Source organism: Allobosea sp. FBZP-16 (assembly GCF_002831785.1).
GTDB classification, from domain to species: domain Bacteria; phylum Pseudomonadota; class Alphaproteobacteria; order Rhizobiales; family Beijerinckiaceae; genus Allobosea; species Allobosea lupini.
The window spans coordinates 41,574-63,309 of sequence record NZ_LNCQ01000050.1 but is presented as its reverse complement, the minus strand read 5'-3'; the positions used below and the strand labels follow the sequence as shown (position 1 = coordinate 63,309).

Annotated in this window: 22 protein-coding genes; 6 read left to right on the top strand and 16 right to left on the bottom strand. The window is 66.6% G+C overall.

All coding sequences use genetic code 11. The features are described from left to right. Positions 1-27: 27 nt before the first annotated feature. Genes CXY91_RS25245 through CXY91_RS25220 form a run of 6 tightly spaced genes read left to right on the top strand, consistent with a single transcriptional unit; the run spans position 28 to position 4,544 of the window. On the top strand, positions 28-681 hold the full coding sequence (locus CXY91_RS25245; RefSeq protein WP_248307635.1) for an RNA polymerase sigma factor: 654 nt from the start codon (positions 28-30) through the stop codon (positions 679-681). After that, the gene (locus CXY91_RS25240) at positions 678-1,253 is read left to right on the top strand and encodes an NADH dehydrogenase ubiquinone Fe-S protein 4 (RefSeq protein WP_349236607.1); all 576 of its coding nucleotides are present in this window, start codon (positions 678-680) and stop codon (positions 1,251-1,253) included. Before CXY91_RS25245 ends, CXY91_RS25240 begins: the two co-directional genes overlap by 4 nt. Before the next feature lie 36 nt (positions 1,254-1,289). Next, positions 1,290-2,042, top strand: a complete 753-nt coding sequence (locus CXY91_RS25235; protein ID WP_100964410.1) for a rhomboid family intramembrane serine protease — start codon at positions 1,290-1,292, stop codon at positions 2,040-2,042. After that, positions 2,033-2,875: an SDH family Clp fold serine proteinase gene (locus CXY91_RS25230; RefSeq protein WP_024845968.1), complete on the top strand. Its 843-nt coding sequence runs from the start codon at positions 2,033-2,035 to the stop codon at positions 2,873-2,875. Before CXY91_RS25235 ends, CXY91_RS25230 begins: the two co-directional genes overlap by 10 nt. 52 nt (positions 2,876-2,927) lie before the next feature. Continuing rightward, positions 2,928-3,350: a thioredoxin TrxC gene (gene trxC, locus CXY91_RS25225; RefSeq protein ID WP_024845967.1), complete on the top strand. Its 423-nt coding sequence runs from the start codon at positions 2,928-2,930 to the stop codon at positions 3,348-3,350. Between the two features lie 48 nt (positions 3,351-3,398). Continuing rightward, a complete protein-coding gene (locus CXY91_RS25220; protein WP_100964408.1) occupies positions 3,399-4,544 on the top strand; it encodes a cation:proton antiporter domain-containing protein in 1,146 nt (381 codons plus the stop codon). A gap of 197 nt (positions 4,545-4,741) precedes the next feature. On the opposite strand, the gene CXY91_RS30385 is transcribed toward CXY91_RS25220, so the two are convergent. The 16 genes from CXY91_RS30385 to CXY91_RS25145 form a co-directional block, all read right to left on the bottom strand. Continuing rightward, entirely contained in the window at positions 4,742-4,972 is a 231-nt protein-coding gene (locus tag CXY91_RS30385) for a hypothetical protein (RefSeq protein WP_158673579.1), read from the bottom strand. Continuing rightward, entirely contained in the window at positions 4,969-5,166 is a 198-nt protein-coding gene (locus tag CXY91_RS25210) for a hypothetical protein (RefSeq protein WP_100964404.1), read from the bottom strand. Before CXY91_RS25210 ends, CXY91_RS30385 begins: the two co-directional genes overlap by 4 nt. 25 nt (positions 5,167-5,191) lie before the next feature. Further along, entirely contained in the window at positions 5,192-5,761 is a 570-nt protein-coding gene (locus tag CXY91_RS25205; RefSeq protein ID WP_100964402.1) for a TIGR02594 family protein, read from the bottom strand. Between the two features lie 173 nt (positions 5,762-5,934). After that, positions 5,935-6,276, bottom strand: coding sequence for a hypothetical protein (locus CXY91_RS25200; RefSeq protein WP_100964400.1), 342 nt, complete (start codon positions 6,274-6,276; stop codon positions 5,935-5,937). 147 nt (positions 6,277-6,423) lie between these two features. After that, the gene (locus tag CXY91_RS25195; RefSeq protein ID WP_100964398.1) at positions 6,424-8,634 is read right to left on the bottom strand and encodes a hypothetical protein; all 2,211 of its coding nucleotides are present in this window, start codon (positions 8,632-8,634) and stop codon (positions 6,424-6,426) included. 28 nt (positions 8,635-8,662) lie between these two features. Then, positions 8,663-9,361, bottom strand: a complete 699-nt coding sequence (locus CXY91_RS25190) for a DUF2793 domain-containing protein (protein WP_100964396.1) — start codon at positions 9,359-9,361, stop codon at positions 8,663-8,665. A gap of 79 nt (positions 9,362-9,440) precedes the next feature. Further along, positions 9,441-13,262 (bottom strand): baseplate multidomain protein megatron, encoded by a 3,822-nt coding sequence (locus CXY91_RS25185; RefSeq protein WP_100964394.1) that lies wholly within the window; start codon positions 13,260-13,262, stop codon positions 9,441-9,443. A gap of 115 nt (positions 13,263-13,377) precedes the next feature. Next, the gene (locus tag CXY91_RS25180; RefSeq protein WP_100964393.1) at positions 13,378-14,010 is read right to left on the bottom strand and encodes a glycine zipper domain-containing protein; all 633 of its coding nucleotides are present in this window, start codon (positions 14,008-14,010) and stop codon (positions 13,378-13,380) included. Then, positions 14,010-14,444 carry an NlpC/P60 family protein gene (locus tag CXY91_RS25175; RefSeq protein WP_100964391.1) on the bottom strand — a complete coding sequence of 145 codons (435 nt, stop codon included), beginning with the start codon at positions 14,442-14,444 and terminating at the stop codon, positions 14,010-14,012. Before CXY91_RS25175 ends, CXY91_RS25180 begins: the two co-directional genes overlap by 1 nt. Next, positions 14,441-15,280 carry a DUF2163 domain-containing protein gene (locus CXY91_RS25170; protein WP_100964389.1) on the bottom strand — a complete coding sequence of 280 codons (840 nt, stop codon included), beginning with the start codon at positions 15,278-15,280 and terminating at the stop codon, positions 14,441-14,443. The genes CXY91_RS25175 and CXY91_RS25170 overlap by 4 nt, the downstream gene beginning before the upstream one ends. Positions 15,281-15,283: 3 nt before the next feature. Beyond that, entirely contained in the window at positions 15,284-15,865 is a 582-nt protein-coding gene (locus tag CXY91_RS25165; protein WP_100964387.1) for a DUF2460 domain-containing protein, read from the bottom strand. Then, complete coding sequence (locus tag CXY91_RS25160; RefSeq protein ID WP_100964385.1) at positions 15,862-19,218, bottom strand: phage tail length tape measure family protein; 3,357 nt, start codon at positions 19,216-19,218, stop codon at positions 15,862-15,864. Before CXY91_RS25160 ends, CXY91_RS25165 begins: the two co-directional genes overlap by 4 nt. 12 nt (positions 19,219-19,230) lie before the next feature. Then, positions 19,231-19,452 carry a DUF7697 family protein gene (locus CXY91_RS30380; protein ID WP_158673578.1) on the bottom strand — a complete coding sequence of 74 codons (222 nt, stop codon included), beginning with the start codon at positions 19,450-19,452 and terminating at the stop codon, positions 19,231-19,233. Between the two features lie 95 nt (positions 19,453-19,547). Further along, entirely contained in the window at positions 19,548-19,925 is a 378-nt protein-coding gene (locus CXY91_RS25155) for a hypothetical protein (protein WP_100964383.1), read from the bottom strand. Between the two features lie 22 nt (positions 19,926-19,947). After that, positions 19,948-21,195, bottom strand: a complete 1,248-nt coding sequence (locus CXY91_RS25150) for a phage tail tube protein (RefSeq protein WP_100964381.1) — start codon at positions 21,193-21,195, stop codon at positions 19,948-19,950. A 96-nt stretch (positions 21,196-21,291) separates the two neighbouring features. After that, a complete protein-coding gene (locus CXY91_RS25145) occupies positions 21,292-21,726 on the bottom strand; it encodes a hypothetical protein (RefSeq protein ID WP_100964420.1) in 435 nt (144 codons plus the stop codon). Positions 21,727-21,736: the final 10 nt, after the last annotated feature.

Here is a 21,736-nt window from a genome sequence, read left to right as displayed (position 1 = left end):
CCACTATCAACCCCAAGGACTCTCGTTATGAACGAGGGAACTTCCGGGGGGCAGGTCATCGATGCGACGATCCTCAACGGGCTCAACCGCTTCGAGCGGCGGCCGACCGAATTCTCCGTCCGGGACTGGCTGACGCAGCTGGCCTTCGAGACCGTCGAGGCCGAGGCGCAGGCTGCGCGCCGCGCGGTGCCCGAGGATGCCGCCTCGATCTACGAAGCGCCCGAGGCGCCTGGCGGAGAGCCTACCGAGGCTGATGAGGAGATGTTCGAGTTCTACCAGCCCGACGACGTGCTGCTGCTCGAGGAACTCGTCGCCGACGAAGGTGGGGACGACCCCGAAGCGGCGGTCGCGAAACGGCAGGAGGCGCTGGCCTTTCACCGGGCGATCGCCGGTCTGCCGGCACTTTGGCGCCGGGTTCTGTTTCTTGTCGATCTGAACGAGACCCCGCTTGAAACAGCCTCCTCCGTTCTCGGCATTCCCGAAGACGACGTGACCCGGATCGTCCAGTCGGCGCGCGATTATCTTCGCGATAAACTGCGTGACTCAGGTCAGTCTTCCGATACCGCTCATGCGCTTTTTGAGAGTGCTCATCAGAGAAGGTTGCGAATTCCACAGCCCCTGCGGGATCGCGCTCGGCTGGAACGCGCTTTTCTGGGGGACAACCGAGGGGAAGCACCATGATGCGCGGACACAATCGTCCACCCTTTCCGCCGACGATACCCGGGACCACCATGAGGTCTTGGGACGTTCCGACCGCGATCATTTACCGGCCGGCTCGTTCCGCGATGACGTCGGCGCCGCGGCCCAACGACTGGATACTGGAATTCGAACCGTCGCGCCCGCCCCAAATCGAGCCGCTGATGGGATATACCTCCAGCGACGATCCCTATCGTCCGCTCCGGCTGAAATTCCCTGACCGCGAAAGCGCAGTCGAATTCGCGGAGCGCCAGGACTGGCGCTATTTCGTGCGTGAGGACGTGGCTCACCGGCATGCGCCTGACCGCTGGCGGGGAGAGGAGCGGCATCGCCTCTACAAGGGCGCCGACGCCCCGAACGCCTTTCGCATACCGTGCCGCCTGGATCGGGGTCGCACGGACCACCGACTCCGGCGCGAAGTCGATCAGGAAGGCTCGGTGGACCTGTCGTCGCAAGACCAGGCGGAATTCGATCCGGTTATCGAAGCCAGTCTTGAATCCTTCCCGGCCTCCGATCCCCCAGCCTGGACGGGCGTGACGATCGCCGGGAAAAAATAATGAACGGAATGGCCAGCGCGAGGGAGGATTTGCCGCTTGTTTCCCTACCATGACAGCGTCGCGCGCCGTTACCCGCCCGTCATCGTATGGGCGGTCATCGGCATGAACGTCCTCGCGTTCCTCTATCAGATCAGCCTGCCGCCGCGCGTGCTGGACCGGTTCCTGTTCGAGTTCGCGCTGGTGCCCTCGCGCTTCTTCGGGGAACTAAGCCTCGTCGCCCCGTCCGACTGGACCCCGTTCCTGACCAACATCTTCCTGCACGGGGGCTGGCTGCACCTCATCTTGAACATGTGGACGCTCTGGATCTTCGGCCCCGCCGTCGAAGATCGGCTCGGACCGAGTAGATTCACGCTGTTCTATCTGTTCTGTGGTGTGGCGGCCGGACTGGCTCACGCGCTGGCGAACCCCCACTCAGTCGTTCCCGCGCTTGGCGCATCGGGGGCCATCGCGGGCGTGATCGGTTGCTACGCACGCATGTTTCCGGCGGCTCGGCTGGTGGTGATCGTGCCGATTCTGTTCATTCCTCTCTTCTTCGAAGTGCGCGCGGTCATTTTCGCGATGATCTGGTTCTTCATGCAGGTCGTTCCCGGTTTCCTATCGCTCGGCAGCGATACGGCCACGGGCGGGGTTGCCTGGTGGGCGCATATCGGCGGGTTTCTCGCCGGTTGGCTTGTAACGCCACTCCTGCGAAGGCGCGCCGACGTCTATCGCCACTATTATCGCGACGAGGGCATCTATGGCTTTCTGCCGGATGGCCGACGGGAAGGAGGACAGGGTCCATGGACATAATGCAGCTTTTCTGGCTGTTCTTCATCATTTCGGCGCTGCAGCCGGTTCTGCAGCGCAGATATCTTGAGGCGATGCGCACACGCAAGATCGCCAACATCGAGAAGAAGCGTGCCAGTCGCGTCATCCTGCTGATCCATCGGCAGGAGACGATGAACCTGCTGGGATTTCCCTTGATGCGCTACATCGACGTCAATGATTCGGAGGAAGTCCTGCGCGCGATCCAGATGACCGACGATGAAGTGCCACTCGACATCGTGCTGCATACACCGGGCGGCCTTGTGCTGGCGGCGACCCAGATCGCTCGGGCCATTAAGGGCCACAAGGGCAAGGTCACCGTGTTCGTGCCGCATTACGCGATGTCGGGCGGCACGCTGATCGCCCTCGCCGCCGACGAAATCGTGATGTGCGAACATTCCGTGCTGGGACCCGTCGATCCGCAACTTGGCCAGTTGCCGGCCGCCTCGCTCCTCAAAGTCGTCGAGGAGAAACCCATCGCCGAGATCGACGACCAGACTCTCATCATGGCCGACGTCGGTCGCAAGGCCATTGCGCAGATCGAGGCGTTCGCGAAGCGTCTTTTGTCCGACAAGATGGACGAGGACCGCGCGGCGGCGCTGGCGGCAAAGCTGGCGACAGGCACCTGGACCCACGACTATCCCATCTCTGCCGATGAGGCCCGCGACATGGGCCTGCCCGTTGGAACGGACATGCCCAAGGAAATACTGGAGCTGATGACGCTCTATCCGCAGCCGGTTCGGCGCCAGGGCGGTGGCGTGGAATACCTGCCCGAGCCGCGGCAGCGAGAGGCCCGCCGCGCCATATCCACGCGCTGAACGCTTGCGTCATTCGGCCGCCGAGCCCGGCTCGTCAACGAAAGGATACAGGATGCCCACGGTCGCTTGCCTGCAGTGCAATTCCACCAACAGGGTGCCGCAAGAGCGCCTGAGCGACAACCCCAATTGCGGACGCTGCGGCGCGCCTCTCTTTCAAGGCATGCCCGTCATGCTCACCGCGGCTAATTTTGACCGCCATGCGAATGCCGAACTGCCAATGCTGGTCGATTTCTGGGCCGAGTGGTGCGGGCCATGCAAGATGATGGCGCCCCAGTTCGAGGCGGCGGCGCGCTCGCTCGAACCCCATGTCCGCCTGGGCAAGCTCGACACCGAGGCCGAACAGCAGATTGCCGGCCGCTACGGGATCCGCGGCATTCCCACCATGATCCTGTTCAGGAGCGGCAAGGAAATCGCGAGGACGAGCGGTGCAATGCCTGCCGCGCAGATAGCGCAGTGGGCGCGCTCGCACGTCTAGAGGTTACAGGTAGCGGCCTTCCCTGCGCCATGCCATCAGGAGAAGAACATGCATGGCGTGACCGGATTTGTCGAGAGTGCGGCCTTGTTGGTCTTTGCCGCGTTAGTGCTCGTGACGATATGTTCACGGATTGGCGTGCCCAGCATTGTCGGTTACATTCTTGCCGGTATAGTCATTGGACCCGCCGGCCTCGACCTGATTGCCGAAAACGCTGCCCTTAGCAGCATTGGTGAGATCGGAGTGGCGCTGCTGCTGTTCGCGCTTGGCCTGGACTTCTCGTTCGAGAAGCTCGTAAGGCTCAGGAAGCATGTCTTCGGTCTTGGAGCCGTGCAGGTTGCAGTCACGACGATAACGGTGTCGTTGATAGCGACTCTGATCTTCGATCTCGCGCCCGTCCCCGCAATCCTCATCGGCGGGGCCGTTGCCATGTCATCCACGGCCATGTGCCTCAAGGTGCTCGCAAGCGCGAATGCTCTGGGATCGGCCCAAGGACGCCTGGCCATTGCGGTGCTTCTGTTTCAAGACTTGGCAGCTGTCGCATTCCTGCTTCTGCACGATTCGATGAGTGGAGCCGTCGAAGGGTATGGCGTCATAACGGTCGTCGCCAGTGCAACGGCATTGGTTGCAGCCCTGTTCATTGCCCGTGGCCCGTTGCAGTTGCTGGCCCGTTGGGTAGCGTCGCGTGGCGATCCGGAACTTGCCCAGCTTCTCGCGCTCACCATTGCACTAGGGTCTGCGATTGTCGCGGCCACCGCCGGCCTTTCTCCGGCACTCGCCGCATTCGCGGCCGGCATGATCATCGGCGAGGGAGACGCGCGCCATGCTGTCGAGAACGAGATACGGCCTTTCCGCGATTTGTTTGTCGGGATATTCTTCGTCGGCATCGGAACGCAATTGCCACTTTGGATCATCCCGTATGCGTGGCCAGTCGTGCTGAGCTGGCTCGCGATCATTTTCGCGGGCAAGACGCTGATTGTTTTGGTCGTCGCCCGAATATTCGGCGAGTCGCTTCAGACCGCATGGAGGACTGGGATCATTCTGGCCCACGGAGGAGAATTCAGCCTGATGCTGCTGTCGGCTTCCTCGACATCGGGCATTGTTGCAGAGGAATTCGCTGGTCCTTTACTCCTCGCGATTGGCATGAGCATGCTGGCCGGGAGTGTTATGGTCAGATGGGCGGGGCTAAAGGTTTAGTGTGGTCAACATCAAGACAACTATATTTCTCAGATTACTGAGAGCACGCCCGAGCCTGATCCCGCATGACGCTGTAGTCGGAGAGCATTTCGGCGATCGCCGACCCATCCGGCAGCAGATCGAGCTCGTCGGCTGCGCGCGCCTGGAGCTCTTGGCTATACTCAACAACCGGCGGACAGACGGTAGCCGTGCGAGGTTCAGAAGTGGCCGTCGCGCAGGCGGTCAGCGAGATCGCTGCGATCACGAGGACGGCGAGCTGCCGCGTCGAGCATCCGGTCCTTGGCATCGGAAGCCTCCTTTAGAGATTTGAGTTCGGCCTCACGGGCTTTCGCCGCCTCGGCGGCGCCCGCCTTGCGGCCAGCGGCGAAGATCGCCGCGGTGGCGATGACCACCGCGACGATGAGGGCGAATGCGAACCAGCCGGTCACTTGTGCGCCCCGGTGATCCCGGCCCGCAGCGTGCCGAGGCCGAGCGCGGCGAGCACATGGGTGAGCCAGTCGGAACCGACATCGACGCCCGGTACATCGATGCCGAGGCCCTCCTCGACGATGACGACCAGCACGAGCACGGCGGCGATGATGTAGGTGCGGTAGCCCGCACCGAACTGAAGAACGGCGTTCATGGAAAACTCCAAGGTTTGAGTTGGATCACGCCTCGTTGACGGAGAGGCTTCCGCTCGCAGCGAGAGGGATCGGGCGGACGTTCGTGGGCTGGGCGCGGTAGGCCGGACGGCGCACCGCCACGAGCCGGTTGCGCGACAGCCGGGTGATCGAGACGCGGTTCTGTTGATTGCCGCCGAGAACGTGGAAGGCCGAGGCGTCGTGGCCGACATAGAGGCCGACATGCCCGCCGCCCTTGCGCTTGAAGACGAGCACGTCGCCCAGCGCCGCAGCGCCCTTCGGAACCGACGTGCCGAACGCCTCCCATTCGAGCGCCGAGAGATAGAAGCGCGGCGGATTGCGCTCGGGGCGCCGTTCGATGTTGGCGCGGTGGGCGACGATGGCCATGAACAGGCCGCACCACGGGATCGCGTCGTGGCGATAGACGCCGGCATAGACACGGCCGAGACCGGCGGCTTCGAGTTCCGCCTGCCAGCCGATGATCTTGGGATTGTCGGCGGCGCCGGGCGCTTCGAGGGTGCCGTATTGCTTCAGAGCCTCGACCATCATGCGCGGGCCGGGCTCGGCTTCGAGCCAGCGGTATTGGGCAGGCAGCATTGCGATGTCCCTTAAGGTTGCCCGCTCACGGACGCGGAACCGCGTTCCACTTCCGCTGCTCGCGGGCGGCTGAAACGACGAAGCCCGGCATAGGATTGCGGGCCGCAATCCGTTCCGGATTGCTGTTGGGGGCGGGCTTTCGGTCGGGTTGCGATTGGGTTGAGGGCGGCGGATCAGGCGTGCTTGCGCCCGTCCTCGTGGCTTTCGAGGCGGTCGATGCGCTCGCGGAATTCGGCAAGCGTCGCCTTGATCTGGGCGATGTCGGTGCGGGCCTCGGCGACGACCTTTCGCCCGGCGATGTCGTTGGAAACGTCGGCCTTGAGCGCGACGATCTCCTTGGCGTTCGCGGCAAGGGTCGCATCGATCAGCGTGAAGCGGTGCGAGAGCCACCAGGCCACCCGGACGAGGAAGACGATCAGGATCAGGAGTTCGGCGATGATCCCGCCCGCGACCAGCCAGGTGATGGTCAAGGTTTCAGGGGCGACGGTGACCGCCGCCGCAGCTATTGCGGGCATGGTGTCTTCCTCTGGTTTTCGGGTTGGCCCGAGGTGGCGCACAGGGCGCGCCGTGTGGCCAAGTCGAATGCGGGTGCGCCAGACATGCGACGGCGCGGCCATCGCGCCGTGCGCGCGCCTGTGGCCAAAGCCCAAGTCACGGGCGGTTCAGGGCGCGGTGTAGCCCTGCGCGTCGAGATAGATGCTGGCGCCGCTGGTGATGGCGGCGGCATTGAGCGCCGCATTGGCGCTGGAGCGAAGCGGCGTGGGGAAGTCGATGTCCCACGGCGTCGTCATGCCGGCGGGAAGCCAGACGCGCCAGATCACCGTGGCGCCGTCCTTGATCACGAACTCGGTCGCGACCGCGTTGGTGTTGATGACCTGGATCGCGGTGACATAGCGGCGGATGCCGGCGCCGGCCGCCGCGGCGATCACGACATCCGCCGTGTTGGCGATCACGCCGACTGGCGCGTAGGTCCAGTCGGCCTCGGGGATCGAGAACGGCTTGTTGACGAGTGCCCCGATCATCGTCGCCATCAGATGCACGAGATCGCCGGTCGCGGACATCGCCGCCTGGTTGACGTTGGCGGCGCGCGCGCCGATCCCGACCGGGTTGCCCGCGACAGCGTCCTGCGCCACGCCGCCGGTGACGGTGACGGCCGAGACGGCATTGGTGACGAGGACCGGGGCGGCATCCATCTGGTCGGCCCGTCCGAAGCCGCCGATGGATTCGGTGATGAGCCGCGTGAACTCCATGACGCGGATGAAGTGCACCCGGAAATCGGTACGCGGCAGGACCGCGCCGCCGCAGTTCGTCGTGGCGATATCGGCGCCTGTCGGTGCTGCTCCGATGGGTTCGAGAACGAGCGTGGTCGTTGCGACGTCGCGCACGCGCCACGGTCCGTCGAGCCCGAGATCGGCTCCGGACACGGCGTCGCGCACGCCATGCAGATTGACGTACTGGCCGATCTGCAGTCCGGACCAGGCGGCCGAACCGGTGACCGTCAGCACATTCGTGGTTCGGGCGACCGATTGCGCGACCTGGCCGATGGGGGCTCCGAACACACCGCCATTCACGCGGAAGACGACGCCGCCAATGGATGTCGCGGTCGCCGACGCGCCGATGGGAATCGTGATCGTCGTGGCGTTGGGCACGCTGGCGACGGCGGTCGGGGTCGCCAGATTGGCGAAGTTCACCTGATCGCGGATGCCGTGGACCGTCACGAGATCGGCGACCGTCAGTCCGTGCGGCTGGTCGAAGGTGATGGTCACCGTCGCCGAACCCGCCTTGGCCGCCGAGACGATCCTGCCGACGGGGCGAGACAGAGACCGGTGGTTTTTCGCGCGCAGGCGCAACTTGTAGTCCCGCGCAGGATTGGGAACGACCTGCGAGCGTTTGAACATTGCCGAGATTGCGCCTGCACTGTCGATTGGCGAGCCGCTGAAGGTGACCTTTTCAAGCTGAGGCAGGATCTCGAACAAGGCCGCAGGTGCGAACGCATAAGCGCCTGCTGCCGCGACCAGCTGGGTGGCAGCCGTCGACACCGAAAAGGCGGCCGCGTGATTGCCTGCGATCGTGCCGGAAGGCAGAGCATCGCCTCCCTCGGAGCGAACATAATAGCTCTCGCTCGTCGCTGTCGTCCCCTCGAAGACGAGACTCGATCCATTGCGGGCATAGCCCAATGGATCGGCCTTGATGATCGAGCCGCTGGTGAACGGCCCGACCGTCACCGAGGGGATCGTCCCCTGTGGCCCGGCCGTGGCAGTGAAGCTCGTGGGTGTTGGCGTGGTAGCCACCGTCAGGCAGGAATAGTTCAGGCGACTGTCGGGGACGCCGAAGATCGAGACGCGCTCGCCGATCCTGAGCCCATGCGGCGCGGCGGTCGTGACGTTGAGCGTCGTGGTCGCTTGGGAGATTGAAGCGATGACGACAGGGCTCGCGGGCGTAAGAGGCACTGCGCCCTGCCAATCATCGGTCGAGACGAGTTCGAAGGCGAACTCCTGGCCGTTGATCCGCTGCGATAGTGAAATACCTGCTGCGACGCGTACCGGCATGGTGAAGCGATCGAGCGTTTCGATGATGGTTTCGCTTGCCTCGGAGAGTGGATCCTTGGAGATCACCAGGTAGCTCGCGCCCGCGACATTGCCGTCGACCTGCACGATGTCTCCGGGCGCGATCTGGACGGCGTTCCAGCGCGTGGTCGTGTCGAAGGCCTCGAAGGCGTCGCGAAACTTCGTGGGCGCGCCGAGAATGCTGACCATCGGTGCGACGCGGCCATCCTGGTCCTGCAGGGCAGCGCCGCGCACAAATCCAGCCGTTCCGCCGGGCACGTCAGCGACGCCGCCTGGCGCACTCGGCCAGAGCAGTTCCTTCTTCATGGAAATCTCCTGGATGTTGGGCTTCAGATCACGCGGTCGGCGCGGTGAAGGCGAGCGCGTAGAGGACGATGCGCACGCGGCCTGCAGTGAAGTTGCCGCCGGCCGCCGTCACCCGGATCGGCGTGTTGGCGTAGAAGGCGGTCGGGCCGATCACGCCGATGTTGTTCGAACCGAGCGCGATGCCGAGTGAGCCGCCGAACTGGCTGGTGTTGCCAGCCACACCGACGCCGTAGGAGGTCGCGCCGGTGATGGCCAAGGTCGTGCACGAGGCGACCGCCAGCACGATCATGCGGTCGGCGATCACCGCGGTTGTCGTGTCGACGAAGGCGCCGGTCAGAACGAGTTCTTGCTCAAGCGCCACGAGCCGGATCGCGCCGCCATTGGGCGTGCCGACGATGCGATCGCGCCAGTCACCATCTGCCCAGACGACCGTGAGCCGCTCGTCCTCGACGTGATAGCGCCAGCCAGTCAGCGGCACGTAGAACGCCCAGGCATTGACGTTCCAGTGGGCGATCCGGCCCGTCTGCCCAGCCCATGCGCCGGTCGCGCCGGAAGGCACGATCCAGCGCTCGCCGTTGACGGGCGAGCCGGGCGGGGTTGCCAGGGTCCGGCTGCGCACGCTGCCGTGCACGAGCGCATCGAGCCGGATCAGCGCTTCGTTGTGGGTGACCTCCTTCTGCGCCTGCCCCTGCAGGATGAAGGGAAGCCCAAGGTTCGGTGTGGTCATGACGGCTCCTTCAAGGCGTCGCGGTCAGAGCGCCTTGGTCAGTTTTCGGGATCGGATTGACGGTGTCAGATGATCGGGGTCAGATCGTCGCCAGGGCCGGCGTGCCGCGCCCGATCGCGGTCGAGAGCTGGACGACGCGGACGGTGACGCTCGCCTGCGCCGACCCGAAATCCGCGACCTGCTGGGCGCCGGTGTAGATCGCGGCAGGCGCGGAAGCGGCAAGCGTGCGCAGGACCGTCGCGCCGTTCATCACGTCGACCTCGTAGCGCTCGGTCTCTTCGTTGAGGGGAATGTCCGTGAGGTCGCGCCACCACCCGCCGTAGCGGGTGCGGCGGACCCAGCTGATCGTGAGATCGCCCGCGCCATTGCGCGCGCCCCGCACATGCGCAGGTGACCATGGCTTCAGGGCCTCGCCTCCATTTGCGAAGCTGATCTGTCCGGACTGGTCCCCGGTCGGCCCCTGCGGGACGGGTGCAAACCGCCAGGCGATGGCGAGGCCAATGCTGGAAGCCGAGAAGGTCGGGCGTTCAAGCCGGCCGGGATCGAGCAGCACGAAGCGCGAGCCGATCGGATGTGTCGCGATCCTGTGCTCCGTCCCGAGCCGCCCCCGCAGAAGCCGCGAGAGCCTGTAGCGTCCCGGCCCGATCAGCACCGCGTTGGCGAACTGGATGATCTCGCCATTGATCAGCGCGCCGTTGGCGCCATCGAGGATCCGCGTATCGGGCAGGCTTTCGAGCGAGCCGAAGGCGAGTTGCACCTCGACCGTGTTGCCATTGTCCCAGACATGCGCCGGTCCCGGCGCCAGCGCGGTCACGGTGTCGCCGATCACCGAGGCGACGTCGGCGGCCCCGGAGACCGTGTAGTCGAGCCCGTCCGCCGTGGGCCGGAACAGCGAGACGCCGCGGAACGGCGCGCCGCCGAGCGAGCATGCCGCCATATAGAACGAGGTCGCTTCGCCTGCCTCGGCTTCTGTCAGCAACGGCAGGTCCATGAGTTCGACCCGCGTCGGCGAGGCGGTGTCCGGCACGTTCGGTTGCAGGTCGCCCGATCCGGTCGGGACGGTGACGAACTGCGGCAGGTCGCCATCGGTCGCGACGCCGCGCACCAGCACGAGCCCCGGCTTGCCATAGGTCACGGACGTCACCCGGAAGCGGCGGATCGCGCCATCGACCGGCACTTCGATCACATCGGTCGGATCGATGCGAATGGCCCGGGTCGGCAGCTTGGCCTCGAGCGTGACGCGACCCTGCCAGATCTCCCGGAGCGCGCGCTGGGCGATGGTCTGGGCTTCCTCGACCGAGAGGATCAGCGGCAGCGAGAAGGTGGTCACGCTGCGCGAGGTGCCGAGCTGGCGCCGGCCCGTGACGGTCGAGCTCTGGTAATCGCGCGCCTCGTCGAGATGCACCACGTCGATCGAAATCGGCAGCTCGACATCCTGCGCGCGCTCGATGCGGATGCGCGCCCGGTCGCCGTCGCCTTCCGCCGCGCCGAGATCATTGGCGTCGATGGCGACGATGGTTCCGCCGCCGCGCTTGACGAAGCGCAGCACCCCGCCGCTCTCCACCGCGTCGAAGAAGAACGCGGTCTGCAGGACGGAGATCATCTCGCGCAGCGACTTGCGCTCCGAGACGACATAGCCCGAGACCTCGTCGGTGAGGCTCGTCACATCGATGTCGGCATTGGAAAGCCCGGCGCGAATGCACAGATCGCGCACGATCTCGGAGAGCTGCATGTTGCCGATCTTTCCCTGAACCCAATGGCCGAGGCGGTAATTGTCGCCGTCCTGCCAGACCCGTTTCAGCGACGGGAAGAACGGGTAAGGCCGCGCGTCCCAGCACCAGAGGAAGCGCGGCCCGACCATCCGCCGCCCCTGGCCGTCGAGCGGATTGTTCGCCGGATCGCGCCACCAATCCTCGGTGCCCTTGATCGCGACGCGCTGGACCACGCGGTCAACCGAGCGGTTCGAGTACCAGGGGTAGAAGCTCTCGGCGGATTTCGGATCGACGAAGACGTTCGGGCGGTTCGGCGCGCAATGCACCGACGGGAAGCCGTACTCCGTGAGCCAGATCGGCTTCATGCGCGGCGTCCAGGGGCTCGCCGGTCCCGTCGGCGCCCCTGCGATACGCGGCGTGTGGGCGTTGTCCCACCACCAGCGCAGGTCCTTGAGCGCCCAGAACGGTTCGGTGATCGGCGACTGGACGCGGTTGGCGCCGCGCCCGGGCAGATCCCGATCGGCCTCGCTCGCATAGAAGTAGCTGGTCAGTTCGCCCGAGCCCCAGCCTGCTCCAATCACGGCAGGATCGGTCAGCGAGCGGTCGGTGTCGGTGACGGGGAAGTAGGCGTCGATCCCGACCGCATCGATGTTGCTGTCGGCCCAGAGCGCGTCGAGCGGGAAGTCGACGTTGGCGCCGCCGCGATCATGGTAGCGGTATTCCGACCAATCGGCGGCGTAGGTGACAGAACAGTTTGTGCCAAGTCGGGTCTTGGCTTCCGCCGCGATCTGCCGCCAGAACGGCACGGCCGGATAGGCTCCGCTTCCGTCCCGGATGCGGTTGAGGCCAACCATCTCCGAGCCGACGGCGAAGGCGTCGACGCCGCCGGCCTGCTCGCAGAGCGTCATGCAGTGGCGGATGAAGCGCAGATACCCCGCCGGTCGCGTGAAGAACCCGGCAACATCGGCCGCAGCGCCGGTGATCCTGCCGCGCCAGGGGAATGGCGCCGGATCGGGCGGCGGAATGTCCATCATGATGAAGGGATAGAAGAGGACCTTGTAGCCGCGCGCCTTCAGCTCCTGAACAGCCCGGATCACGGAACCGTCGCTGATCGTACCACCATAGGACAGGGCCGATTGTCCGTTGGGGAGCGTGTAGGAGGTGACGACCGGCCAGACTGATCTTCCGCCGCCCGCGACCGACCAGAGATGCGGCGCGGTCTCGGCCCCGAATGCGCCGGATTGGCCTTGCGCGTACTCGCATCTGGGCACGAGATCGCATGTCGCAACGTCGATCGACGTGCCGAACCAGGCGTAGACGAAGTTGATCCATTCGACGTTCGGCAGTTCGCGCTTCAGATTGTCGACCGAGACGAGGAAGTCCGAGCGCTTCGTGCCGGTGTTGGCGTTGATCGCCGCCTGCGACGTCGCGGAGCCGTGACCGACCTTGCGCACGATGTCCGTGTCGGTGACGAACTCGCCCGAGGCCGGGATCAGGCAGACGCCCTCGACGAGGTGGCGCGCATTGCCGGGATCGTCCGAGCCCCGGTAGATCTCGACCTCGAAGTTCGGAAAACGGTTCCCGAACGGCGTGAGCTTGAAGTCCTCCAGCATGACCGTGACGAGTCCGCGATGGGCGGGCGTCCGGCCAGCGCCTTCCACCGCCGCCACCAGCGGATCAGCCGGCTGGCTCTCCTCGCCATAGCCGACCCGGATCGCGCCGACATGCTCGGGATCGAGCATCGTGTTGTTGACCCAGATCCGGTAGACCGCCGTGACCGGGCCTTCGCAGACGCCGAGCAGGATGTCGGCCGAGTATTCGTAGCGCGTGCGCACCGTGGTTTGGCGGCGACCGCCACGGCTCGCGCCACCCTTGCCGCCACCGCCCGTGGTCTCGGTTTCGGTGATCGCGGTCTCCTTGATGCCGCGCACCCAGATGATGTTGGCTGCGATCCGTCCGCGTCCCCAGACCCTCGGGATCGGCTGGCCATAGGCGGAACCCGAGACCTGCAGATCGGTGACGCGCGCGCCCTCGCTCCTGTTGACGGCCGCGGGGCCGGGGCCGAACAGGTCCTGCTCGATCGCCGCGCCGAGATAGGACCCCAGCATAGCGCCCGCCGCCTGGCCAAGCCCGCCGCCGATGGCGTTGCCCGCCCATGCGCCGGCAACGGTCAGGACGAGTTGCGCCACTATGCAGGCTCCCGAAAAGTGGCCCTTACCGGTTTTCGGATAAGAGCCTGCATCAACTAGGGAATCCAGGCAGCATTCGTTGGCGAAGCCACGAATGTCTGCCTGGATCGGACCTTCAGGCGGTGAGTTCGAACGAGAAGTTCGGCAGGCGGTTGCCGAAGGGCGTGATGGCGAAGCGTTCCAGCACCACATAGGCAAGGCCACGATAGGCGGGCGCGAGGCCCTCGGTCGCCGCGATCAGCGGGTCCGCCGATTGGGTGGCGTCGCCGAGATAGACACGCCGCGCGGCATAGTGCTCGGAGCCGATGGCGTTGCCGTCGGCGAACATCTTGGCCGTACCGGTGATCGGCCCTTCACACAGCGCCACCGCGACATCGCAGAAATAGACGTAGGTGACCGTCGTGGTGGTCTGCCGGCCCCCGCCACCGCCGCCCTTGCCGCCGCCGCCGACCGTCTGAGTCTGGGTCCGCGTCTCCTCGTCGAAGCCGCGCATCCAGATCACGTTGCCGGAGAGCCTGGCCTTGCCATAGACGCGCGGGATCACCGAGCCGTAGCCGGATGACTGCACGCGCAGATCCTGCAGGCGCGGGCCGGTGACGACATTGTTGCGTGCGCCATCGCCGAACAGCTGGCTGTCAACCATGCCGCCAACATAGGCGCCGATCGCCCCGCCAATGGCAGCGCCTAGGCCGGGCAGCAGCAGATTGCCGATCACATTGCCCGCGACGGTCAGGACGATGCGCGCCATCAGGCGATGCCCGGCAGGCGGAAGGCGGCGCGGGTCTTCTCGATCCAGAACCCGGTCAGGTCCTGTTCGACGACCGCGCCGGCCTCGCGGTAGCAATGCAGCAGGCGGTTCTCCTCACTGAGGAACCCGCAGTGATGCGCCGGGCCCTTGCCGACGCCGAACAGCAGGATGTCGCCGGGCAAGGCATCGGCGATGTCGATCTCGGCGGCATGGGCCGCCATCTCGTCGCGCAACCGTTCCTCGGCCCGGTAGAGCGGCCAGGTCGCGGCATAGTTCATCGGCTGGGAGATGGCCCCGATGAACGGCTCGGCCGCGCCGCGCACGAAGCCGATGCAATCGCAGCCCGCGCCCTTCACCGCCGCCTGGTGATGCCAGGGCGTGCCGATCCATGTGCGCGCCTCGGCGATGAGGGCGGCACGCGTGAAGGCGGTCATGCGCGCACCGGATAGGAGAACACCTTGTCGTTCCCCGGAATATGCGGCTCGCCCCTGAAGTTCAGGATGTTGGCGAACTTGGCGTTGCAGGTCTCAGGCGTCTTGTCGCAACCGGCGACGAGCACAATCTGGTCGCCGACCACGATGGGTCGCGGCATCTGCACGAACAGCCGGATGGTCTGGCCGTCATGCAGGAGCACCTCGTTGACCGCGCCCGCATTGGCGCCGGTCGTGAAGGTCGCCTTGCCGAAGGTGAAGAAGCCCGTGGCGCGCGCGGTGACGATCCGCACCGTGTCAGCGGCGATCACCTGTGTCACGGCATAGGTGTCGGTGCGCGGGCCGAGCGCCACGCCGCATTCGCTCGATCCGAGGTCGACGCGGCACAGGCGCGAGTAGAGCTTGCCGGCAGTCTGTGCGAGCTGGTTCGACAAGCCCCGGATCTCGGCGGAGAAGCGCTGATCGGCGCGCTTGATCTCGCCGAGAAACCCCTTGCGCAGCAGGAGCCGCCCCTGGCCAAGGTCTGCCCAGTTGACGATGAAGACCTCGATCCGCGCGCCGTCGAACAGCCCGGCAATCAGGTCCTCGGCCCTGAGCGCCGCATCGTCGAGAAAGCCGTCGACATCGAGATTGTCGACGGAGAGATCGGAGGCAGTCTTGATCGCGGACGGCAGGAAGCCCGTGGACGCCACATAGGTCAGCCCATCGACGACAAGCTCGCGGTCATGGTCGGTGAAGCCGCGAACCCAGCCATCGGCCCGTTCGAGCCGCCAGCAGGTCGCAAGCGTGGTCACCTCTCCGGCGAGATGCGCGGCGAGCGCGGGGGTGGTGGGTTTCATGGGTCAAGCCCTGATCTCGACAATTGGGATCGACTGGACGTTTTGCAGATTGTAGGCGCGGCTGATCACCTGAAGGTGGTCGGTGTCGAAGCGCACGGGCACGTCGAAGCGGAAGGTTGCGACGGGCGTCGCCGCCGGAGCCGCGCCGAAGGTGAGCCGCCCGGTCGCGTGATCGATTGTCGGCGTGACGATGTTGCCGTTGACGCGCACCACCACCGAGCCGACGACGGGCCGGGTGATGGTGCGGATCTCGACGACGGGGCCGGATGGATAACGCTTCACCAGCTGGAACACGGTCGCGCTCACCGCCTGGCATTGCTGGTCTGTGGCTTCGAAGTCGCCCCAATCCCTAAACCGGAAGCCGAAGGCGCGACCCTTGCGGGCGCGGAAGAAGGCGATCACCTCCGCCATCTGCTCGCGGGTGCGGATGCCGGTCGAGATGTCGTAGCGGGCGCGCGAGGCCGACCAGTTCTGGTTGCGCTGCTCGAAGCCCGACGCGACCATCACCACGTCGGTCGAGTATTCTGGGCCACCGGTCGCGCCGCGCGCGATGGCGTCCGGGAAGGACACGTCATGAAAGCTCAAAGGTTGCGCCTCGCTCGTTCAAGCGCCGAGGCCATCTCGGCGGTGATCTGGCCCTGCGCCCGGCGGAACGAGCCCGCATCCGGCGTCGTGATGTTGAACGTCACCATCATCGGCATGGCCTGCTCGCCGCGCTGGTCGTAGGCGGCGGTTTCCTTGCGATTCAGCACGCGCTCGCCGGTCTGCAGGATGGCCGGAACCTCGCCGGGCCGGACGTAGCCGCCGCCATGAAGGCGCGGCGCGCCCGCAAACAGAAGCGCCGGAACGTTGCGCCCCGGCCCACCCGCGCCGACAAGCCCGCCCTCATGGAACAGACCGGCGAAGATCTTGCCGAGTTCACCGAAGATGCCGCCGCCGGTCGCCAGCGTCGGCGCGTTGCCGCCGAACAGGAAGTTCTTGAGCGGGTTCATCACCGCGAGCTTGATCAGCTCGTTCATGATGTCGTTGATCGCCGCCTGCCCGGCATCCGCCCACGATTTCCAGTCGGTCTTGCCCTGCGCCAGCAGCGTTCCGAAGCGGTCGAGCGCGTTGCCGATCGCGCCCTGCAAGGCCCGCTGGGTCGCTTCCTGCCGCTGAAGTTCCGTCGTCAGCTGCTGCACCCGGACTGCGTTCGCGACGATGGCCCGGCCTTCCTCGCTTGCGAGATCGATGCCGCGCCGCCGCAGATCCTGTTCGGCGCGAATGGTCGCCATCACTGTCTCGCGCTGCTGGGCAGACGCGCCGATCAGGCCGATCTGGGTTTCGATCAGGGCGATCTCGGCGCGCTGATCCTGCAACGCGACTTGCGCCTCTGCCTGACGCTCAAGCGCGAACTGGCGGCGGGCGGCGGCAAGCGCGGCCTGTCCCTCGGTTCCCGCCGGATCGATCCCCTGGCGGCGCAACTGCTGCTCGGCGCGGATCATGGCGATCGCTTCCGAGCGGGCCGAGGCTCCCTGCTTCAGGAGCTCGACCTCGCGGGCGAGGCCGGTGTTCTGCTGCTCATAGTCGAAGGCCGCCTCGCGACCCGCCGTCTGCCGCCCCAACTGGTTGAGCCGCCTGATCTGCTCTCGCGAATAACCGGCCTCGGGATCGTTCGGGTCGATGCCGAGCCGCCTGAGCTCCTGCTCGAAACGCAGCTGATCGACGCCCTCGCGGCGCGCGGCCGGGCCGCGCCTGACCAGCGACAGTTCCCGCTCACGCAGCGCGATCTCGTCGCGACGGCGCTCGATGCCCTGAAGCAGGTCCGTCCGGTTCTGCTCACGGTGAAGTTGCTCGTAGGCTTCGCGCGTGCGGTCGATGATGCGGCCGAGCTTCTCCTTGGCTTCGCCCTCGGCCAGCGTCTGCGCCGTGATCAACGGGCGCAGCGCCTGCTCGACCTGCATGATCTGCTGGGCGCGCTGGGACGAGAGCGCGCCCGAGGAAATCGCCTCGTTCAGACGACGCTGGCCATCGATCTGCCGGCCGAGTTCCGACACCTGCCGGGCGGCCTCGACCGCCTGTTCGGCGATCCGTTCCCGCAAGGCCTGCCGGGCGCGGGTTTCCGCGTTGACGCCCTCACGGGCCTGATCGACAAGCCCTTGCCGGCGTGCTTCCGCGCGTGCGGCGGCCTCGGCGCTTTCAAGGTACGCTTCTGCCAGCGAAAGCGTCGCGCGGATCGAGATGTCCGTGGCGGAGGTCTGTTCCACCACCGCCCGCGTCGCCGCATCCACCGAGGGTTGGTAGCGGGCGAGTTCCGTGATGACGCGCCGGTAGGCAGCTTCGACCTCCGCCACATCGGCCAGTTTCGACCGGACCAGCGGATCGGCGAGCGCGGCGCGCAACGCGCCTTCCTGCGTCCGCAGCCGCTCGATTTCGCGTGCGCCGGGATTGGTGTCGCGGGCGATCTCGCCGGCGCGGACCGATTGCTCGTTGGCGCGGGCCTCCACAGCGATCCGCCGGGCGCGTTCCTGCTGGTCGTTGAGCTGCCGTTCGATCTCGGCGATGCGCCGCTCGACCTGAGGCAGCATGAGCGGCACGACATTGCCGCGCACATTCGCCCGCAGGCGCTCCTGCTGCCAGCGCAGCAGATCCAGCTCCTCCGTGGGTGTGCGGCCATCCACCGCCCGATCGACGGCCTTGCCCAGCGCGTCGAAGGCATTTGACGCCGAGCGACCGACGAACTGCCAGGCGCGCCCGAGCGCGTTGACCGCCTGTTCGGCGTCGGCCAGCGAGGGCGCGACCGCGTTCAGGATGACGCGCTGCGCCTCCGCCCGGTTGTTCTGGTCGACCAGCGTGCGGACATAGGCGCGGGTGCGGTCGTCCAGGAAGCGGATGCGGTCGTTGAGTTCGTCCGCGCCGCGCAACGGATCGGCCAGCGCCCGGGCCAGCTCCTCCGCGCCCTGCTTCGTGTCGACGCCGAGCGTGACGCCAAGGTTGCGCGAGACCGCGATGGCGCGGCCCATTTCTTCCGCGCCGATCTTGCCTGTCGCTAAGAACGCGACCTGCATGTCGCGCGCCGACGACACCGAGACCTTGCCGGCATCTGCAGAGGATTGCGCGACCAGTTCAAGCTGGGCGGCGGTTGCGCCGGACGCGCGGCCGACGCCTGCCAGCGCGGTGGCGACCGCTCGCGTCGAGGCGTCATTGGCGAACCACGCCGCCGTGAGCACGCCAACGGAGACGGCGACGCCCGCGATGACGCCGCCGACAACGCCGATGGCGGAGCCGAGCGTCATGATCGTGCCGCGCAAGCCGCCGAAGGCTTGCGTCACCTGTCCGCCCTGCTGCATCAGGATCGTCATCGGCGACATGCCGGTGGACATCGACGCGATCACGTCGTTCACCGTGTACTGAAGCGTCATGACCTGCTGGGTCGTGAGCTTCGAGTTGGCGCCGACGCCCTTAATCGCCTGCGCGGTCTGATCGAACCGCGACTTCGCCAGCGCATTCGCCGCCGCCTGTTCGGCGGTGGTGATCGCGCCACGGCTGGCGAGCACGGCATGCTCGGCGAATTCGGCATTGAGCCGGTCTTGCGCGGCGGCGAGCGGATCAAGTGTAGCCCGCAGCGCCCGGGCGCGGGCCTCGTAGCGTTCGGCTTCCCTCGCGGCCTGTTCGAAGACCTCGGCTGACGCGCGCGCCGAACCCGCCGCCTGTCGGTCGACGCCCAGAACCTGATTGAACCGCCCCTGCGCGGCATCGGCTTGCGCCGCCATGCGGGCCGCTTCCGCCAGACGCTTGAACCGGGCAGTTTCCCGATCGGTCGCGGCTCCCGTCCTCTCAAGCGCCCGATCGACCTGCCCGAAAGCCTGCGTTCCCGCCTGACCGACCTCCTCGAAGGCGCGCTTGACCTCCGCCTTGCCTTCGACGCCGAGGCGGATCGAGACATTGGTGGTGGACATGGGCGGCGTTGCTCAATCGCGATTGGAACGGCTGGCGTCGCGGCCATAGGCGGCAACGATGATCGGCTCGATCTCTGGAAGAATGTCGGCCAGCAGCGGCGAGGACGCGTCCATGGCCTGAGCCAAAGCGAGCACCGCGCCGAAGTCGATGGCGTAGACGCCGCCCATCACGGCGCGAACCTGTCCTGCGCAGCGGCGGATGACCTCCCATGCGAGAAGTCCCTCGGCCGTCACGGGCGCGTGCTCGACATAGGCGCATGCCCCGCACCGCGATGGGCAGGCGGCGCAGTAGCCCTCGCCGCCCTCGAAGTGCCAGCGCGCGAGGGCGATCAGACGTTTTTTTCCTCAAACCTCGTCAGGGCCGGGCCGACATAGAGCCGATCGATGGCGTCGAAGGCGGGCCAGACCTCGAGCAGCTGATTGATGGCGACCGGGTTCGGATCGATCGGCTTGCCGCTGGCATCGCCAATGCCCTCCCACGCCACGATGCCGCTCAGCGTGAGCGAACGCGTGAAGGCTGCGCCGGCCGCGACCGTGGTGCTCCGGTCAAGCGGCGCATCGCCCTCGACCTTCGTGCCGAGCGACTCGGCGGCGGCGGCGCGGGCGACGAGCATGTCGGCGACGGAGATCGGCCGGAACTGGATGCGCACGCCCGGCAGGATGTCGAGCCAGAACGGCTCGCGGGATGGTGTCGAGAGCTTGAGCAAGGGAGCCTCCTGTCGGAACGGGTCAGTAGGACGCGACGTCGTTGGTGAGCACGCAGGTCGCGGCGCGGTTCAGCACCGGATCGATCGCGGCCTGGAATGCGAACGGGGCCTGCACGCCGCCCGGTCCCTGGATCTGGCGGTCGCCTCGCGGCAGGAAGACCCGGTGCGCGGTCCAGATCAGCGATGCGGACGCACCAGCCGCCCAGCGGAACTGAAGCTCGCACGGCAGGCGGTTGGTGGCCTGATCCAGAAGGACGCGGTCCTCGAAGCGGGTGGTGATGTTGCCGGTGAGCGCGATGATGCCCGGATCGGCATCGGCGATGCGCCCATCGCCGCGGATCACCTCGACCGCTTCGAGGTTGTTCGAATAGGTGAGCTCCGCCGAGATGACGTTGCCGAGCGCCACGTTGTTGCGCCGGACCTCGCCCTGGAACTGGCCGAAGCGCTCCAGCACGAACTCCGACAGCGTGCCGGACTGCGCGGTGGCGGCGATGGTCTCGCCTTGCGCCATGATGTTGAGCGAGGCGGTGAGCAGCCCGGACCGCTGCGCCTGGACCTGAAAGCTGTTGATGCGGGCGCCGTAGTTCATCCCGAAGAAGGGCACGTCGGGAAGCTGGACCTCGATCGACATCGAGGGGAGAGCCTGCGCGCCGGAGAACCATGTGTGGCTGTTGGCGCCGCCCGACAGCGTTGCACCCGACAAGGTGGCGCGCGTCGGCGCGTTCGTCGCCAGCGTCCGTGCATTGCCGCCCGGTCCCAGCGCCTTGGCGGTCAGGTTGACGACCGCGCCAACCGCCGCGGCCGCGACGTTCGCGCTCGGATTGATGATCGCGGCAAGCGCGGTGGCGGTCAGCGCCGCCGTGCCGCCGAGATTGAACTGCTGGCCCGTCGCGCCGGAAGCGACGGCGGTATAGACCGTGCCATCGACCGTCACGGTGTCGTTGACCAGAAGGTTCGCGGTCAGCGTGATCGTGGCTGTGGCGGCGTTGGCCGCGACGGTCGTCGGCGCGCCCATCAAGCCGCGCAACCAGACGCCGATGTTGCGGGTATCCACGGGAACGACGAGATCGCCCGTGTTGGTGATCACGTCATAAACCGGCGCCAGCGGCTCGCGGCCGAAGCCGAGAAGCTCGCTTGCGATCAGCCCCTGTTCCTCGCCGATGTTGACCGAGGCGAAGGGCATGCGGCGAAAGCCGGTGCCGGGCGGGGTGCCGTAGGTGCTTTCGAACACGGCGGCGAGAGCCGCGTTCACGCCGCGTGCGCGAGGCATGGGTCGTTCTCCATGTGGTGTGGTGTTGGGGCCTGAGCGGGGCCGGACCGGCGCTGTTCAGTTCCGAAGGTCCGAGCGCAGTCGAAGGGCCGTCGTTCAGTTGAGCGAATCGGCGGTGGCGTAGGTCGCCACGATCACGAAATCGGCGAAGCGGCCGGCCTGACTGCCCGTGGTCTCGATGTCCTCGGAGGTCGGGGCTTCCGCCTCGACCCAGTCGACCAGCCCGCCGAGCCTGCGATTGGCGATGATCGCCGCACCGATCGCGGCAAGCATCTCGTCGAGCACCTGCTCACGCGTGAGCGTGGCGCTCTCGAAAGCGGCGATCTCGACGGTAATGCGATGGGTGTAGAGGTAGGACACCGGCGAGAGCGTGACGTCGGGCTCACCCGGATCGCCATCGCGGATCACGACCAGCCCGCCCGGAGGAATACGCTCTGGCTTGGCGAGATTGCGCTTCACCTCCGCGCCCGGCAGGGCATCGGCGACGAGCGCCTTCACGGCGCCGAGGACGGTTTCGCGTTTCGAGGGCATGAACAAAGAG

Bases quoted from the DNA above. Each gene is read 5' to 3' on its own strand.
- CXY91_RS25245 (WP_248307635.1), top strand. From the start codon at position 28: ATGAACGAGGGAACTTCCGGGGGGCAGGTCATCGATGCGACGATCCTC.
- CXY91_RS25240 (WP_349236607.1), top strand. From the start codon at position 678: ATGATGCGCGGACACAATCGTCCACCCTTTCCGCCGACGATACCCGGG.
- CXY91_RS25230 (WP_024845968.1), top strand. From the start codon at position 2,033: ATGGACATAATGCAGCTTTTCTGGCTGTTCTTCATCATTTCGGCGCTG.
- trxC (WP_024845967.1), top strand. From the start codon at position 2,928: ATGCCCACGGTCGCTTGCCTGCAGTGCAATTCCACCAACAGGGTGCCG.
- CXY91_RS25220 (WP_100964408.1), top strand. From the start codon at position 3,399: ATGCATGGCGTGACCGGATTTGTCGAGAGTGCGGCCTTGTTGGTCTTT.
- CXY91_RS25210 (WP_100964404.1), bottom strand. From the start codon at position 5,166: ATGAACGCCGTTCTTCAGTTCGGTGCGGGCTACCGCACCTACATCATC.
- CXY91_RS25205 (WP_100964402.1), bottom strand. From the start codon at position 5,761: ATGCTGCCTGCCCAATACCGCTGGCTCGAAGCCGAGCCCGGCCCGCGC.
- CXY91_RS25200 (WP_100964400.1), bottom strand. From the start codon at position 6,276: ATGCCCGCAATAGCTGCGGCGGCGGTCACCGTCGCCCCTGAAACCTTG.
- CXY91_RS25195 (WP_100964398.1), bottom strand. From the start codon at position 8,634: ATGAAGAAGGAACTGCTCTGGCCGAGTGCGCCAGGCGGCGTCGCTGAC.
- CXY91_RS25190 (WP_100964396.1), bottom strand. From the start codon at position 9,361: ATGACCACACCGAACCTTGGGCTTCCCTTCATCCTGCAGGGGCAGGCG.
- CXY91_RS25180 (WP_100964393.1), bottom strand. From the start codon at position 14,010: ATGGCGCGCATCGTCCTGACCGTCGCGGGCAATGTGATCGGCAATCTG.
- CXY91_RS25175 (WP_100964391.1), bottom strand. From the start codon at position 14,444: ATGACCGCCTTCACGCGTGCCGCCCTCATCGCCGAGGCGCGCACATGG.
- CXY91_RS25170 (WP_100964389.1), bottom strand. From the start codon at position 15,280: ATGAAACCCACCACCCCCGCGCTCGCCGCGCATCTCGCCGGAGAGGTG.
- CXY91_RS25160 (WP_100964385.1), bottom strand. From the start codon at position 19,218: ATGTCCACCACCAATGTCTCGATCCGCCTCGGCGTCGAAGGCAAGGCG.
- CXY91_RS25150 (WP_100964381.1), bottom strand. From the start codon at position 21,195: ATGCCTCGCGCACGCGGCGTGAACGCGGCTCTCGCCGCCGTGTTCGAA.
- CXY91_RS25145 (WP_100964420.1), bottom strand. From the start codon at position 21,726: ATGCCCTCGAAACGCGAAACCGTCCTCGGCGCCGTGAAGGCGCTCGTC.